Here is a 16,533-nt window from a genome sequence, read left to right as displayed (position 1 = left end):
TTGCGGGCGCTCGCCCGCACCGGTTAAACCGTGGCCACGCCATGCGAGTTATGGCTTATCCGCATTTCACCCCATCGAGTGACATCGATATCGAACCCGGGGCAAAACCGTGTATGAGGCCGGAAGCCGGTGATCGCGGCAGGGTACGGCACCCCGTCCCGTCCCGCTCGCCGGGAGGCGTGCCCAGCGGGACCCGCTTATGGTGATCGAAAGCCCTGTTTCCGGTCCGCCACGGAGCGTCCCTGGAGGCCCTCGATGCCGGCCATGCCCCGTAACCGGCCCGCCGTGCGTCGTTGCGCCGGCGCCGGAGCCGTCGCGCTGGCCCTGCTCGGCGCGGGGCTGCCCGCGGCCGCGGCGGCGTCGAGCGGCAAGGAGCCGGACCTGAGTCGCTTCTACCGGCAGAAGGCCCACTGGACGGCGTGCAAGGACGTGGAGCTGCCCAAGGACATGCAGTGCGCCAAGGTGACCGTGCCGCTCGACTACGCGAAGCCGGCCGAGGGCACCATCGACCTGGCGCTGTCCCGGTACCGGGCGACCGGGAAGTCACTCGGCTCGGTGCTGCTGAACTTCGGCGGCCCCGGCGGCTCGGGGGTCAGCGGGCTCGGGCAGGCCGGCAAGGACTTCATGAGCCTGACCAACGGCTATGACGTGGTCGGCTTCGATCCGCGCGGGGTCGGCCGCTCCTCCCCCGTCAGCTGCGGCGACGGCCTCGACGAGCCCTCGGACGACACGAGCACCGACAAGGTCCCCGACGTCGCCCATCCGCAGGCCCTGATGAAGATCCTCAAGCAGCTCACGGTCCGGTGCACCGAGCACTCCGGGCCCGTGCTGTCCCACATAGGCACCGTGAACGCCTCCCGGGACCTGGACGTCATCCGCCAGGCACTCGGCGACAAGAAGCTGAACTACCTGGGCTTCTCCTACGGCACCAAGCTCGGCGCGGTGTACGCGGCGCAGTTCCCGCACAAGGTGGGCCGCATGGCCCTGGACGGTGTGGACACGCTGACCGAGTCGCTGGCCGAGCAGGGGGTGGCGGGCGCCCAGGGCCAGCAGACGGCGCTGGACGACTTCCTGGACTGGTGCGTCACCGACCTGGGGTGTCCGTTCGGACAGGATCGGCGCAAGGCGGGCGAGGCGGTCGCGGAGTTGGTGCGCTCGCTGGACGAGAACCCGGTGCCGTCCGACTTCGGTGGCCCCTACTCCGGTCAGGACCTGGTGGGCGCCATCGGGCAGGGGCTGTACGGCAGGGAGCTGTGGCCGCTGCTGGAGCGGGCGCTGGGCTCCCTGATCGAGGACGGTGACACCCGGGGAGTGCAGAACATGGCGTCCGGCGGCTACGCCCTCCCCGTCGGGCAGCGCCGCGGCAGCGGGCTGGTGGACAGGGCCGACATCCCCGTGGACAACCTGTCGGCCGCCCTGATGGCCGTCAACTGCGCCGACGACCCCGACCGGCCGAGCGCCAAGCGGCTCACCCAGGACGTCGACCGGCTCGGCAGGGAGTACCAGCAGGCGTCCCCGATCTTCGGCAGGTTCCGGCTGACCCAGGTGCTGCTCTGCTACGGCCGGCCGCGCGGCACCGACTTCATCCGCGACAAGGTGAAGGACGTGCCGTCCGCCCCGATTCTGCTGGTGGGCACGCGCGGCGACCCGGCGACGCCGTACCGCTGGGCGCTCGAGACGGCGAAGCGGCTCGGGCCGTCGGCCGTGGTGCTGGACAACCGGGGCGACGGCCACACCGGGTACACGTCCTCCAAGTGCGTACACGGCAAGGTCGACGACTTCCTGCTGTACGGCACGATGCCGGCCGACGGCAGCTCCTGCCCGGCCGACGCCGACGTCCGCGGCGCCGGCACCGGCTCGTCGGGCTGAGGCTCAGGACAGGGTCAGCTCGGGGCTGTAGAGGTCGAGCCAGTGCGCCAGGTCGAGGGTGCGCTCCAGGCCGCGCCGGGCGACCTGGCTGCTCAGCCCGGTCCGGTGGGCCGCACGGTCCACCTTCTCGCGGTCGACGAGGTCGAAGACCCGGTGGTCGGGCCGGGTCAGCAGGTCCTTGACCTGGTCCTGGAGGGCCCGGCCGTACTCCGGGTCCTGGGTGGACGGGTAGGGGCTCTTGACCCGGTCGTACACGGACTGCGGGAGGACGTCCCGGGTGGCCTCCCGGAGCAGGGTCTTCTCGCGGCCGTCGAAGGACTTCAGGGCCCAGGGCGCGTTGTAGAGGTACTCGACCAGCCGGTGGTCGCAGAACGGCACCCGGACTTCCAGGCCGACGGCCATGCTCATCCGGTCCTTGCGGTCGAGCAGCATGCGGACGAAGCGAGTGAGGTGCAGATAGCTCATCCGGCGCATCCGGAACTCGAAGTCGCTCTCCCCGTCGAGGCGTTGGACGCCGGTGACGGCGGAGTGGTAGCCGTCGGCGATGTAAGACTCCAGGTCGAGGGACTTGGTGAGGTCGCTGCGCAGTACGTCGGTGTCGTCGCCGAAGTGCCGGCCGGCCAGGTACAGCCAGGGGAAGGTGTCGGCGTTGCGGGCGTCCTCGTCGAAGAACTGCAGGTAGCCGCCGAACACCTCGTCGGCGGACTCCCCCGACAGCGCGACGGTGGACTGGTCGCGGACGGCCCGGAAGAGCAGCAGGAGCGAGGCGTCCATGTCCCCGAACCCGGCCGGCAGGTCACGGGCCCGGATCACCCGCTCGCGGACAGCGGGGTCGGCGAGGCTGTTCACGTCCAGGACGATGTCCTGGTGGTCGGTGCGGGCGAGCCGGGCCACGTCGTGCACGAAGGGCGTGTCGGGGGTGCCCCGCAGTTCGTCGGCGACGAAGTTGTCGGTCTGGCCGACGAAGTCGACGGCGAAGCTGCGGACCTTCTCGCCCTGCACGGCGAGCTGTTGGGCGGCCAGGGCGGTCATGGCGGAGGAGTCGAGGCCGCCGGAGAGCAGGGTGCAGCGGGGCACGTCGGCGACCAGCTGGCGGCGCACGATGTCGTCGAGGAGCTCGCGGACGGTGGCCACGGTGGTGTCGCGGTCGTCGGCGTGCGGGCGGGTCTCCAGCCGCCAGTAGGTCCGGGTGCGCAGTCCGTGGCGGTCGACGGTGACGACGGTGCCGGGTTCGACCTCGCGCATGCCCTCCCACACGGCGTGCCCGGGGGTCTTGACCATGGTGAACAGCTCGCGCAGCCCGTCCAGACCGACCCGGGGGCGCACCAGCGGGTTCGCCAGGATCGCCTTCGGCTCGGAGCCGAACAGGACGCCGTCCGGGGTCGGGTACAGGTAGAACGGCTTGATGCCCATACGGTCGCGGATCATCACGAGCTTGTCGTGGCGGCCGTCCCAGACGGCGAAGGCGTACATGCCGTTCAGCCGCTCGGCGACGGTGTCGCCCCACTCCACATAGCCGCGGAGTACGACCTCGGTGTCGGAGTCGGTGGTGAACTCGTGGCCGCGGTCGGCGAGTTCGCGGCGCAGCTCGGTGAAGTTGTAGGCCTCGCCGGAGTAGACCATCGCGACGGTGCCGTCCGGGGTGCGGACGGTCATGGGCTGGTGACCGCCGGGCAGGTCGATGATCGCGAGCCGGCGGTGTCCCAGGGCCGCGGGGCCCTCGCTCCAGGTACCCCGGTCGTCGGGACCGCGGCAGGCCATGGTCTCCGTCATTGCATCCAATGCGCGCGTCTCGGTGGTGAGGTCACGGTCGAAGGAGACCCAGCCGGTGATGCCACACATGCGTTACCTCCTGCTGCCGGTCCCCCGGACAACACCCGCCACCTGCGGTTCCACGACGAAAGGCGATTGCCCGAGCGAACCACTTGTATTCAGCACCTATATAACGAGCGTGCGCCCGGGACCCGCGCCGGTCAACCTGGCCGTAACACGGACGGCCGCCCCGCCTCACTCTTTCGGCCGCGCTTTGCCCGCACGAGGCCCGCGAACCCGCCCCGCACCGGGCCCCGCCCGCCCGGAACAGGCCAACCGCAAAAACTTCCCCAAACGGAACCGGCGCCGCGGTTTTCACCGGGCGCCGGTCACCTGCCGCTCTCGCTGTCGCGTCCTCGCGCTACGCGTCCGCGCGCTCCACGCGCACCGGCACCACCGTCAGGAACCGGTCCAGCGCCGCCGTCAGCTCGGCCGGCCGCTCCACGGGAAGCTCATGGCCGGCGTCGATGATCCGGACCTCGGCGTCCGGGTAGGCCTTGGCCATCCGCAGCATCTGCCCGACCGGCAGCTGGACGTCGTGGTAGCCGTGCACCATCAGGGTGGGCGCGGCGATCTCCCCCGCCCGGTCGAGGACGTCGAAGGCCCGCATGGCCCCGTACAGCGTCATGACGACCTCGCGCGGGGTGCCCGCGGAGGCGCGGACGTACCCGCGTATCTCCTCACGGGGGTATCCCGGAGCGAAGGCGCGCTGGATGTTGGCGGCGACGAACAGCTTGAACGGCACGAGGGTGGAGGCCGCCATCAGCAGGCCGCGGCCGCGGCTGTACGTCATCTTGCCGATGGAGTTGACCAGCACCATCCGCTCGACCCGCTCGGGATGGGTGAGCGCGAGGGTCTGGGAGATCATGCCGCCCATGGAATGACCGACGGGGACGAAACGATCCACCTCGAGATGGTCGAGAAGGGCGACGACGTCCTGGGAGAGCTCGGCGATCGTCTTCACACCGGCCCCGGTGCTCTCGCCGTGACCGCGCAGGTCGAGACGGATCACCCGGCGGTCCTCGGCGAAGTGCGCCATCTGGTGGTCCCAGCGGTGCCGGTCGGCGGTCCAGCCGTGGATGAACACCAGGGGCGCGGCGGCGCCGTCCCGGGGGCCCTCGTCGTCGTACGTCAGCGCCGCTCCGTCGACTTCGAGCTGCGGCATGGGGGCCTCCTGGGGCGCGATCCGGTTACTGCCGGGTACGGTAACCGGCCGCCCCGCCCACCGTCATCGGGCAGCCGGCCTCAACACGGTTACAGCGTGCCTCTGATGGCCGCCACCACCGCCTCGGCGTCGTCCGCGGACACCGCGAGCCGGGCGAAGGGCGCGGACGGGGCCAGGTCGACCAGGACGACCGGACCGTGTTCGTGGACGGCGACGAAGTCCCGGCCGCCCGGATACCTCCAGGCGCCGACGCAGAACCGGTCGGGCAGGAAGTGGCCGGGGTGCGGTTCGCCGCGCAGCACCCGCCACCAGTCGGGCTCCACCGTGGCCCCGCGCACCTGCGCGAGCGGCACCCTGAGCCCGCGGCGGTGGGCGAGCAGCCGCTCACGCCCTCCCAGACGGACGACGACCTCGTCACCGTCGACGGTCAGCCGGGCCATCGCGCTCACCTCCACCACTCACCGGACGAATCCCGCTGCGTGACTCCCGTTGGGTTGATTACCCCAAATGCCGCAATGGCGAATCGGCTCTATGGTGCTGGTATGGAGCACGCACTCAGTCCTTCGACCCTCGCCGAGCTGCGCCGCCCGCGCCCCTACCCCGCCGTCTCCGTGCTGACGCCGACGCACCGCCGCGAGCCAGACAACGCCCAGGATCCCGTCCGGCTGCGCAATGTCGTGGCCGAGGCGAAGAAGCAGCTGGAAACCGATCCATCGGTCACCCGGGAGCGCCGTAGCGACCTCTTCGACCAGCTCGACCGGGCCCTCGCCGAGGTCGATCTCGCGCATGCCGAGGACGGCCTGGTGATCTTCGCCGCGCCGGGTGAGCACCAGGTGTGGTCGCTGGCCCGCAGCGTGCCCGAGCGCGTGGTGCTCTCGGACACCTTCCTCACCCGCAACCTGGTCTCGGCCCAGGCCTCCGAGCGGCCGTTCTGGGTACTGTCGATCTCGGCCGACCGCATCACACTGTGGAACGGCGGGATCGACCGGGTCACCGAGAGCCAGGCCGGAGGCTTCCCGATGACCCGCAGCCAGGAGAACTTCGACGCCGAGCGGCTCCAGCGCATCGGCGACATGCCCAGCACCTTCCGCGACGAGGACACCAAACGCTTCCTGCGGGACGCGGACACCATGATGGCCGCACTGCTGCGTGAGCAGCCGCGGCGCCTGTACGTCACCGGTGAGCAGGCCGCGCTGTCCCTGTGGGAGGAGTTCGGCAACGTCGCCAGGTTCACCATCCCGGTGCAGCACGGCGGACTCACGCACGCGGGCCCTGAGGCCGTGTGGCAGGTGATTCAGCCGCTGCTGGACGCGGACTCCCGCCGCAACACCGCGTCGGTGACCCGGGAACTGGAATCGGCACGCGGTCACAGGACGTTCGCGGCCGGTGTCGACGAGGTCTGGCAGAGCGCCCGTGAGGGCCGAGTCCGGCTCCTCGCCGTCGAGGAGAACTACCGCACGACCGTCCGTGACGACGGCGACCACCTCGTCCCGGCCGCGAGCGGCGACCTCGACGCCCGCGACGACATCGTGGACGAGATCGTCGAGCAGTGCCTGGAGACCGGCGCCGACGTCCGCTTCGTCCCGGACGGCACGCTGGGCGACGAGAACGGCATCGCCGGGGTGCTGCGGTACTGACGAACCCGCTCACTCGGCCGACGTCTAGGCTCTGCAGCGTGATCATCGGCTGAGAGGGAGTGTGGGCGTGGCTGAGCTGCTGGGCGTCGCGGTACTGGGTGCCGGACACATGGGCGCCGACCACATACGACGGCTCGATCAAGTAGTGAGCGGTGCGAGGGTGGCGGCGGTGGCCGACCCCGACCTGGACCGCGCCAAGCAGGCGGTGGCCGGCCTCGACGGGGTCACCGTCCACGCGGATCCGCTGGCCGCCCTGGACGCGCCCGGTGTCGAGGCAGTGCTGATCGCCTCGCCCGGCCCGGCGCACGAGGAGCCGCTGCTCGCGGCCTTCAGCCGCGGGCTGCCGGTGCTGTGCGAGAAGCCCATGGTGCCGGACTCCACAGGTGCGCTCCGGGTCGTGGAGGCCGAAGCCGGGCTCGGCCGCAGGCTGGCCCAGATCGGGTTCATGCGCCGTTACGACGCCGAGTATCAGCGGCTGAAGTCCCTGCTGGACGGCGGCGGCCTGGGCCGGCCGCTGATGCTGCACTGCACCCACCGCAACGTGTCCTCGCCGCCCGGCTTCACCAGCGCCATGCTGATCAACAGCTCGGTCTCGCACGAGATCGACGCGGCCCGCTGGCTGCTCGGCCAGGAGCTGACCGCGGTGACCGTGCTGCGGCCGAAGCCGTCCTCCGGCGCCCCGCAGGGGCTGCTCGACCCGCAGCTGGTGCTCTTCGAGACCGACGGCGGCGCCCTCGTCGACGTCGAGGTCTTCGTCAACTGCGGATTCGGCTACCAGGTGCGCTGCGAGGCGGTCTGCGAGCGGGGCAGCGCCCGGATCGGCGAGGACCACACCATGCTGGTCACCTCGGCGGGCGCGGCCCGCGAGGAGGTGCCGCAGGACTATCTGGTGCGGTTCGCCGACGCCTACGACCGCGAGGTGCAGTCCTGGGTGGACGCCACCCGGCAGGGCCGGGTCACCGGACCGAGCGTCTGGGACGGCTACGCGTCCTCCGTCGTCGCCGAGGCCGGGGTCCGGGCGCTGGAGTCCGGTGGCCGTACGACCGTCGAACTCGCCCCGCGTCCGGACCTGTACGACTGATACGCCTGATTGGTCAGCCGCTGACGCTCGCGGAGCCCGTCTCCAGGTGACCGGTGAACCGACGCGACCAGGTCGCGTCGGAGTCCACCGTGACCGTGAAGTCGTACCAACCGCCCTGGTAGGCGACGGCGTTGAAGTAGTCCTCGGCCGAGGCACCGGCCGCGACCTGATAGGTCCAGGGGCCGTCGGTGCGGTAGTTGTTCGAGGTGATGGTGAACTTCACCGAAGCCGAGCCCGAGTTGGTCATCCTGAACCAGACGGCGAGCTTGCCGGTGCCGGGCTCCACGGTGTAACGGGTGCTCACCTCGGCCGACTTGCCGGCTTTGGTGGCGTCGCCCTGGAAGCGGCGCAGGAAGCGGTTGGGGCCGACCATGCTCAGGTCGTACTTGCCGGCGCCGTACCCCGTGCCGATTTCGAAGTAGTCGGAGGCGGTCCCGCCCGCGGCCACCGTGTACTGCCAGGGCGTGGTGTCCCGGTAGGCGTTCGGGTGCAGGGAGAAGTGCGCCGCCCGGGTGGCCGGAGTGCCCTGGTAGGGGTGCTCGGAGAAGGCCTGGTTGGCGACCGCCCAGGAGACCTGCGGGAGGGTGCCCGCGACGGCGTCGGCCCTGATGGCCGCGGCGATGTCGTCGGGGGTGGAGCCCGTCACCCTGGGGACCGAGGCCATGCCCCGGTCGTACAGCGGATTGCCCGCCTTGGCGCCGGCGAAGTTCTTGAAGTAGGCGCAGCCGTTGTCCCCGTAGTTGTCCTGGGCGTTCTGGTAGACCTTCCAGGTCACTCCGGCGTTCTGCAGGGCCTCGGCGTAGTTCTGCCAGGTCAGGCCGGACTCGCCGCCGCCGTCGTAGCCGGCGGGGTCGACCTTGCCGCTCCACAGGTAGGTGCGGTTGGGGCCGGTGGCGCTGAGGGTGGAGCAGAAGTAGGCGTCGCAGATCGTGTAGTTGTCGGCGAGCGCGTAGGGGAAGGGGATGTCGGAGCGGTCCAGGTAGCCGAGGGACCGCACGTTGCCGACTCCCGCGACCCAGTTGTCCAGACGGCCCTTGTTCCAGGCGGAGTGCTGGGAGGACCAGGAGTGCGGCAGGTCGCCGTTGCACTGGGCTAGGGTCTCGCCGTCCTGGCCGCCGGCGTCGGGGGTGGCGCTGAGCTTCCAGGGATACTGGCGGCCCGAGCCGTTGGGCTGGTTGAAGACCGGATAGCCGCCGCTCAGGATGATACCGCTGCGGTCCGCGAAGCCGCGGACGCCCTTGAGGCGCCCGAAGTAGTGGTCGAAGCTGCGGTTCTCCTGCATCAGGATGACCACGTGCTTCACGTCCGAGATCGTGCCGGTCGCCGTGCTCTGGGCCGCGGCCGCCGTCCGTGGGCCGGCGGTGCTCACTGCCATGCCCGCCGCCACGGAAGCGCCCAGTCCCACGAAGCCTCTTCGGCTGATCGGTGTCATTCGCCCCGTCCTCGTCACGGGTGTGCCCCTGTGGCCTACCGCGCGCAAGGGTGCACGGGGCGTTCATCAGGGTCCGGACCGGAGCGGTGAGGCGGAGTGAACAGAAGTCAAAGTACGCGTCGGTAGCGCCGGATCCCTCTCACACTCCCCCGAACAGCGTGCTCAGCCCCCGCTCCACGACCGCCTCGACGTCCTCCTCCCCCGGCGCCACCAACTCGTGGGTGCGCTGCAGGAAACGGACGAGCGCCTGGGTGTCGAACTGCAGCAGGGCGAGCCCGTGCGGCGAATGGAACTCCACGGCCGTACGACCCCGGCCGCAGGGCCAGATGTGCACGTCCCCGCGCCCGGCGGGGACATCGAGACCCTGGTCAAGCAGCGAGCGCGCGAAGGTCCAGGTGACTTCCTCCCCGCCGAGGGTGACCTCGGCGGGGAAGTCGACGAACACGGCCAGCGGATCACCGGAGGTGTACCGGAGCGTGGCGGGCACCGGGACCTCCTGGTCCTCGGCGGTGATCAGCCGGGCGCGGGCAGCTTGCTCGAAAGTGATGTCCATGCCTGTAGGACTCCACAGGTGCCCCTCGCATGACGCGAAATCCGGACAGAGTTGCCGCGGTTGGCCGAGACCGCGACACTGCGAACACAGGCGCGTCGAACAGTCGCCCGAGCGCGACACGAACACCCTTGAAAATAGGTCAAGTCGCGTAGACCGCCTACGACTTGCCCCACACGACCGCGTACGTCTTTCAGGGCGGTCCACCAGCCCCTGAAGACTCTGGCATATGTCAGAAGCACCACCGTATCGTGTGTTGCCAAATCCCTTACGGGGCGTCGCAGGCTGTGCAACAGTCGTAACCGGTCCCCCGCCCGTCCTGGCCGTACCGTCCCCGCATCGGAGTGCGTCATGCCGTCCCATGTCTCCGCGGACCGCCCCGCCGCCCAGCCGCCCGGGCGCGGCTCGGTCGAGGCGTTGATATCGCAGACGCGGCGGCTCAAGGGCGATGTGGACGCCGTACGACGGGACACCCGGAGCGACGGTTCGGACCCCCGGGACCGCTGGCAGCGCGCGCTGTACGACCTGGCACTGCATCAGCTCAACGATCTGGACGAGCACCTGGCGCAGCTGCGGGACGGCCCCGCGGCGCTGCCGCCCGGCCCGGACGCCGGGCCGGTGCGTCCCCCGGCACCGGCCGGCATCCCGCACGGTTCGCTGCTCAGCCGGGTCGGCAGCGCGGAGTGGAACCTCCTGACGGACGAGGCCAGTTGGTCCGGCGAGCTCTACCAGATCCTCGGCCGCGACCCGGCCGCGCCCGCGCTCACCCTCGACGAACTGCCCGCCCTGGTCCTGGACGAGGACCGGCCCGGGCTGACCGCGATGGTCACCGACTGCCTGGTCGACGCCAAGCCGATCGACGGCGAGTTCCGCGTCCTGCGGCCCGACGGGAACGTGCGGACCGTGCACATGATGGGCGAGCCCGTGCTCGGCGGCGACGGCAGTACCGCCTCGATGTGGGCCGTGCTGCGGGACGTCAGCGAACTGCGGCGCAGCCAGCGCACGGTGCGCGAGACCCGCGACTCGATGCGGCACCAGCGCCGGCGGGACCAGACCGAGCAGCGGCTCGCGGCCGAACTGCAGGAAGCCGCGCTGCCGCCGGGGCGCGGCGCGCTGCGGCTGCCACACCGCGGCCCGGGCACCCTCGACGCCGCCGCCCACTACCTGCCGTCCGGGGCCAGCGCCCTGCTCGGCGGCGACTGGTACGACGCGCTGGAGCTGCCCGACGGCGACACCCTGCTCAGCGTCGGCGACCTCACCGGACACGGTGTCGCCGTCGCCTCGGGCATGACGATGCTGCTGGGCGCCGTACGCGGGATGGCGATGGCCGGTGCCCAGCCGGGGCAGCTCATGTCCCTGCTCAACCAGTTGCTCGACGCCACCGTGCAACCCGCGCTGGGCAGCGCCGTCTGCTGCCGCTACCGCCCCACGACCCGCACCCTGACCTGGGCGCAGGCAGGACACCCCGCCCCGCTGCTGTTCCGCGACGGGACGGGGTGCGTGCTGAGCGCGCCGGACGGCGTCCTGCTCGGCGCCACCTCGGGAGCCGGTTACGGGCAGGCCGAAGTGGCCCTGGAACCCGGCGACCTGCTCCTGCTGCACACCGACGGGCTGTTGCCCGGGCACAGCGCGGCGGACTCCCTGGACCGGCTCCTCGGGCTGTCCCCGCGGTTCGGGGCGGCACGCACCGCCCAGGACTGTGTCAGGGCCGTGATCGAGGAGTTCGGCGAGACCGAGCGCGAGGACGAGGCCTGCGTACTCATCGCCAAGGTGAGTGAATAGGGGCGGCTGCCGCCACCCGGATCAACCAGTGCGCATGGATGCGCACAGGCCCCTACGCCTGTGCGCTGTTGTTCGTCCCCCTGTTCCTGGCCTTGGGCAGGGCGAGCTTGATCTCCTCCCGCAGTTCCTGGATCTTCGGGTAGCCGGCGTATTCGGCGGTGAGCCGGTACATCTGGCGCAGCCGGTCCCAGGTGCGGTGAGAGGAGTTGGATCCCATCGACATCAGGGCCAACCGCGCGTAGTGGCCCGCCTGTTCGGGGTCGTCCGCGATGAAGCAGGCGGAGGCCATGGAGAGGAAGTCGAAGATCTTCGACCGCTCCTGCTTGCCGTCGGCCCTGAGCGTCAGGGCCTTCTCCGCATAGTGCCGGGCGTGCACGGCCGCGCTCGGGTCATGGTCGGCCAGCGTGCGGTAGGCCAGGGCCTGCATGCCGTACAGATCCGCCTCGTTGAACATCTGCATCCAGCTCGGCGGCGGCACGTCGCTGAGGTCCGAGACGAAGAGGCTCTCCGCCTGACCGAGGGTTCGGCGCATCGCCTGGCCCTTGCCCATCGACGCCTGCGCCCACGCCTCGACGGTGTGGAACATCGCCTGGGTGCGCGGCAGCACCTCGTGTCCCGAGCCGGACTGGGCGAGTTTCATCAGGTCGAGTGCCTCGTCGGGCCGGCCGATGTGCACCATCTGGCGAGCCGCCCTGGAGAGCGCCTCCCCGGCACGCGGCCGGTCACCGCCCTCACGGGCCGCGTGGGCGGCGATGACGAAGTACTTCTGGGCCGTGGGCTCCAGGCCGATGTCATGTGACATCCAGCCCGCGAGGACGGCGAGGTTCGCGGCGACGCCCCACAGGCGCCGCTGCAGATGGTCGGGGTGACGGTAGGCGAGCATGCCGCCCACTTCGTTGAGCTGTCCCACCACGGCCTTGCGCTGCAGCCCGCCGCCGCGGGCCGCGTCCCAGGCGCGGAACACCTCGACGGAGCGCTCCAGTTCCTCGATCTCCTCGGACCCGATGGGGGCGGCCTCGTAGCGGTCGAACCCAGCGGGGTCGGCGTGCAGAGGGTCGTCGAGGACGGGGGCGTCGGCCTTCAGGGTGGGGTCGGTGTGCAGCCACTCGTACATGGCGCTGCTGAGTACGGATCCCGCGGTGAGCGCGGCACCCGCGCCCACCAAGCCGCGTCGGTTGAGCATGAGGTCCATTCCCGTGAATTCGGTGAGGACCGCGGCGGTTCGTTCGGGCGCCCACGGCATGCCGTCGGGATGTTCCACGTTCCCGTCGTCCGGCCGTTTTCCCGTACGCCCGTGCCGTACCAGACCGAGGTCCTCGATGGTCACGACACGACCGAGACGCTCGGTGAACAGGGCCGCCAGCACCCGCGGCACCGGATCGCGCGGGATCTCTCCCGTGTCGATCCACCGCCGCACCCGGGAGGTGTCGGTCGCCAGCTGGGGGTGGCCCATGGCCGCCGCCTGCCGGTTGACCAGCCTCGCGAGTTCACCCTTGGACCAGCCGGCCAGGCCGAACAGGTCCGAGAGGCGGGTGTTGGATTGTCCGCTCACGTCAAGCCCCCAGGTTCTCGGCTGAGTTGACAGTAGCCCGGTGACGATTGCCGGGCGACTATTCGCCACGGTTCGCCAGGGTGCGCCAGATGGTGTGCCACTGGGCAATGGGTGTCAGGTAGGAACGCGCCACCCCGACCCGGTCGCCACTCGACGGGCACACTCCCCAGGGTGTGTCCGGGCGGCCGGGCCGGGTGGGCGCCGAGGACCTCTCGCAGGACTTCTCAGGCAGGCACCGCAGGTACACGAAGGGATCTGTATCGCCCATGTACGCAGCATCGTCCTCCGTGTCCGCCCCGCCCCGGACGCTGCGCCCCCGCCCGGCGGGCAGCGGACCCTATCTCGACCCCGCACGTACCGGGGCCGCCGTACCGGTCGTGGGCCGGCCACGGCGCCCCGCGGCTCCGGGCACCCAACCGCTCAGCGGGAGACTCGACTTGTCCGGCCCCCAGGGCGCACAGCTGCGCACCGCGATCGCGTCGGTGCACCGGATCTGCCCGGAGTTCGCTCCGGTGCAGGTGCTGCGGCGCTCCGGGCGGTCCGTGATCCTCGTCGGGACGACGGGGCGCAGCACGGCCGTAGCCAAGTGTCTACTGGACCACTCCCCCGCCTGGGCGGAGCGGATCCGCCACGAAATAGCGGCATACCGCTCGTTCGTCCGGCACCGGCCGCCGATCCGGGTGCCGAGGCTGATCGCGGCGGATCCGGACAACTGCACGCTGGTGATCGAGCGGATGCCCGGCCGGGTGGCGGCGGTACAGCGCCACCCGGCGGAGGCTCCGCCCCGGGCGGACATCCGGGCCGCCCTGGGCGCGATCTGCCGGCTGAACGCCTGGCGGCCCCCGGCGGGCACCTTCGACGCTCCGGTGGACTACGCGGCCCGAATCTCCCGGTACCACGAGCTGGGTCTGCTCACCGACCGGGACATGGGTGACCTGCAGAAGCTGCTGCACGGCATCGCGGTCGCGGCGGGCCGGCAAGGGATGGGCCAGTTCTGCCACGGAGACGCCCTGCTCTCGAACATCCTGCTCTCACCGGCCGGTCCAGTGCTGGTGGACTGGGAGCACGCGGGCTGGTATCTGCCGGGGTACGACCTGGCGACGCTCTGGTCGGTTCTCGCGGACGCCCCGGTGGCGCGTCGTCAGATCAGCCAGATCGCCCAGTCGGCGGGGCCCGCGTCCCGGGACGCCTTCCTGGTGAACCTGATGCTGGTCCTCACCCGGGAGATCCGGACCTACGAGACCGCCGTGCAGCGTTCGATGCACGACGCGACCCCGGCGGCACAGGGTATGGCCCACCCGGGTGCCGCGCCGACCGGCGAGGAACAGCGGCTGCTGCTCCGGCGGCTGCACGACGACTGCCAGCTGGCCCGCCGGGCTGTGCGCGCGGCGGTCGGCACTCGCTGACGGGGACGGGAAATCCGCGGTGCGTTCAGGGCAACCGTGCACCGCGGATTTCTCGGGTGGCCGTACCGCTCACTGGTGTACGCCACTGACGCCGCGCAGGCCGGGGAACCTCCACCACGAAACTCCCACGATCATCGTATGACATGGGAATTCTCCCCTACTGGGCATGATTGACGGATCGTCGGCAAGCCGGTACCACTGAGCCACGCTCAGCCCCCGCACGCCCCGTCGCGCTCGATCGCCCCAGGAGGCCGCATTGCGAGGATCCGTCACCGAGCCAGCGCCCACGCGCGGCGGCAGACACATGCGGAGGGCGGCGGCCGCCGCCGTCGGCTCCGCGGCACTGCTGTTGCCGTTGCTGGGTGCCGCTCCGCCCCCCGGCGGGACCGCGTCGTCCGCCGGACTGCTCCAGCGTGCGTTCGCGTCCGCCGCGACCGAGTACCACGTGCCGCAGAGCGTTCTGCTGGCCGTCTCCTATCTCCAGTCCCGCTGGGACACCCATGACGGCGCGCCGAGTGTGACGGGCGGCTACGGCCCGATGCACCTCACCGACGCGCGCACCGCGCTGGCCACCAGCACCGAGCACTTCGCCAACGGCACCGAGGACGCCCGCGGCGACAGTGCCCGTCCGGCCCTGCACCCCAGCGCCAAGGTGCCGGCGGACTCCGCGCTCCCGGCCCGTCTCAAGACCCTCCTCCGGGCCGCCCGGCTGACCGGCATCCCGGCGGGCGAGCTGCGCACCGATCCGGCGTCGAACGTGGCCGGCGGCGCCGCCCTGCTCGCGGCCGCCCAGCGGTCCCTGCACCAGCCGCTCAGCGCCGACCCGGCCGACTGGTACGGCGCGGTCGCCCGCTTCTCCGGCGCCGGCGACTCGGCGACCGCGGCGGCGTACGCGAACGACGTGTTCGACGTCCTCCACACGGGCCAGGAACGCACCACGGACGAGGGAGAGCGCGTCGCCCTCGCCGCCCAGCCGGATCTGAAGGCCGACACCGCGCAGCTGAAGCTGACCGGGCTGCGCACGGTGGCGGCGGACGACACGGAATGCCCGACAACGGTGTCGTGCGAATGGATCCCGGCGCCCTACGAGGAGTTCGGGGACAACGACTACGGCAACCACGACGTCGGCGACCGGCCGGACTCGCAGAGCATCAGGTACATCGTCATCCATGACACGGAGGGCGCCTGGGACGGGACCATCAACCTGGTCCAGGACCCGACCTATGTGTCCTGGAACTACACCATCCGCTCCACCGACGGTCTGATCGCCCAGCATGTCAAGGCGAAGGACGTGGCCTGGCACGCGGGCAACTGGTACATCAACGCCAAGTCGATCGGTATCGAGCACGAGGGTTTCCTCGCCGCGCCGGACGCCTGGTACACGGAGGCGATGTACCGGTCGTCGGCCCGGCTGGTGAAGTACCTGACCACCGAGTACGGCATCCCGCTGGACCGGCAGCACATCCTCGGCCACGAGAACGTGCCGGGGCCGACCACCTCCACCATCCCCGGGATGCACACCGACCCCGGCCCGTACTGGGACTGGCGGCACTACTTCGAGCTGCTGGAGCACCCCTTCAAGCGCACGGCGGGCAAGAAGGGCGGTCTGGTGACGATCCTGCCGGACTACGCCACGAACCAGCCGACGTACACCGGCTGCGTCACCAGCGGCCAGCCGTGCGCCGCGCACGGTTCCGGCGAGGTACGGCTGTACTCCGACCATGACGAGAGCTCGGCCCTGATCAAGGACATCGGCCTCGGCAGGACGCCCACGACCGACGTCAACGATCTCTCCTCGCGGGTCTCCACCGGCCAGCAGTACGCGGTGGCGGACACCTGGGGTGACTGGACCGCGATCTGGTACCTGGGGCAGAAGGCCTGGTTCAGGAACCCGGCGAAGGCGCCGACGGCGGTGACCGCGACAGGGCTGGTGGTGACGCCGAAGGCGGGGCTGACCAGCATCCCGGTGTACGGCCGTGCCTATCCGGAGGCGGCCGCGTACCCCTCCGGGGTGCCCGCGCAGGCGGTGTCGGCGCTGCCGTACACCGTCCCCGCGGGCCAGGAGTACGTGGTCGGTGACGCGGTGCCGGGCGAGTACTACTACGCGGTCACCTTCGACACCGCATCGCACCGGGTCGTGGTCGGCAAGGACCTGTACTACGAGATCCAGTACGGCCACCGGGTCGAGTTCGTCCGCGCGGCCGACGTGACGGTGGCGCCCGCCGGCCGGTGGGGGCGGCGGTAACC

The 16,533-nt window shown here is 71.0% G+C and carries 12 protein-coding genes; 6 read left to right on the top strand and 6 right to left on the bottom strand.

Features of this window, described 5'->3' with window-relative positions; all coding sequences use genetic code 11:
* Positions 1-255: 255 nt before the first annotated feature.
* Positions 256-1,869, top strand: coding sequence for an alpha/beta hydrolase (locus ACGFZQ_RS13405; protein ID WP_393840468.1), 1,614 nt, complete (start codon positions 256-258; stop codon positions 1,867-1,869).
* A gap of 3 nt (positions 1,870-1,872) precedes the next feature.
* Here ACGFZQ_RS13405 and asnB read toward each other — a convergent pair whose 3' ends face one another.
* From asnB to ACGFZQ_RS13390, 3 genes are all read right to left on the bottom strand, one after another.
* Positions 1,873-3,711, bottom strand: coding sequence for an asparagine synthase (glutamine-hydrolyzing) (asnB, locus tag ACGFZQ_RS13400; RefSeq protein ID WP_393840467.1), 1,839 nt, complete (start codon positions 3,709-3,711; stop codon positions 1,873-1,875).
* Between the two features lie 331 nt (positions 3,712-4,042).
* Entirely contained in the window at positions 4,043-4,846 is an 804-nt protein-coding gene (locus ACGFZQ_RS13395) for an alpha/beta fold hydrolase (protein ID WP_393840466.1), read from the bottom strand.
* An 89-nt stretch (positions 4,847-4,935) separates the two neighbouring features.
* Positions 4,936-5,286 carry a hypothetical protein gene (locus ACGFZQ_RS13390; protein ID WP_393840465.1) on the bottom strand — a complete coding sequence of 117 codons (351 nt, stop codon included), beginning with the start codon at positions 5,284-5,286 and terminating at the stop codon, positions 4,936-4,938.
* 102 nt (positions 5,287-5,388) lie between these two features.
* Between ACGFZQ_RS13390 and ACGFZQ_RS13385 the strand changes: the two genes are divergently transcribed.
* A complete protein-coding gene (locus ACGFZQ_RS13385; RefSeq protein WP_393840464.1) occupies positions 5,389-6,483 on the top strand; it encodes a chemotaxis protein in 1,095 nt (364 codons plus the stop codon).
* Positions 6,484-6,550: 67 nt separating this feature from the next.
* The gene (locus ACGFZQ_RS13380) at positions 6,551-7,564 is read left to right on the top strand and encodes a Gfo/Idh/MocA family protein (protein WP_393840463.1); all 1,014 of its coding nucleotides are present in this window, start codon (positions 6,551-6,553) and stop codon (positions 7,562-7,564) included.
* Positions 7,565-7,577: 13 nt separating this feature from the next.
* Here ACGFZQ_RS13380 and ACGFZQ_RS13375 read toward each other — a convergent pair whose 3' ends face one another.
* Complete coding sequence (locus tag ACGFZQ_RS13375; RefSeq protein ID WP_393840462.1) at positions 7,578-8,996, bottom strand: alkaline phosphatase family protein; 1,419 nt, start codon at positions 8,994-8,996, stop codon at positions 7,578-7,580.
* Between the two features lie 139 nt (positions 8,997-9,135).
* Complete coding sequence (locus ACGFZQ_RS13370; RefSeq protein ID WP_393840461.1) at positions 9,136-9,549, bottom strand: SsgA family sporulation/cell division regulator; 414 nt, start codon at positions 9,547-9,549, stop codon at positions 9,136-9,138.
* 348 nt (positions 9,550-9,897) lie between these two features.
* Here ACGFZQ_RS13370 and ACGFZQ_RS13365 point away from each other — a divergent pair, with 348 nt between their 5' ends.
* Positions 9,898-11,328, top strand: coding sequence for a PP2C family protein-serine/threonine phosphatase (locus tag ACGFZQ_RS13365; protein WP_393840460.1), 1,431 nt, complete (start codon positions 9,898-9,900; stop codon positions 11,326-11,328).
* A gap of 52 nt (positions 11,329-11,380) precedes the next feature.
* On the opposite strand, the gene ACGFZQ_RS13360 is transcribed toward ACGFZQ_RS13365, so the two are convergent.
* Positions 11,381-12,880, bottom strand: coding sequence for a hypothetical protein (locus tag ACGFZQ_RS13360; RefSeq protein ID WP_393840459.1), 1,500 nt, complete (start codon positions 12,878-12,880; stop codon positions 11,381-11,383).
* Between the two features lie 266 nt (positions 12,881-13,146).
* Here ACGFZQ_RS13360 and ACGFZQ_RS13355 point away from each other — a divergent pair, with 266 nt between their 5' ends.
* Positions 13,147-14,286, top strand: coding sequence for an aminoglycoside phosphotransferase family protein (locus ACGFZQ_RS13355; RefSeq protein WP_351737761.1), 1,140 nt, complete (start codon positions 13,147-13,149; stop codon positions 14,284-14,286).
* Positions 14,287-14,542: 256 nt separating this feature from the next.
* The gene (locus ACGFZQ_RS13350) at positions 14,543-16,531 is read left to right on the top strand and encodes an N-acetylmuramoyl-L-alanine amidase (protein WP_393840458.1); all 1,989 of its coding nucleotides are present in this window, start codon (positions 14,543-14,545) and stop codon (positions 16,529-16,531) included.
* Positions 16,532-16,533 lie beyond the last annotated feature (2 nt).

Origin of the sequence: Streptomyces sp. NPDC048254, assembly GCF_043201895.1 — a bacterium.
Classification (GTDB): Bacteria; Actinomycetota; Actinomycetes; order Streptomycetales; family Streptomycetaceae; genus Streptomyces.
Note: the sequence above shows the minus strand (reverse complement) of the source record. Positions and strands in the feature narration are given on the sequence as shown.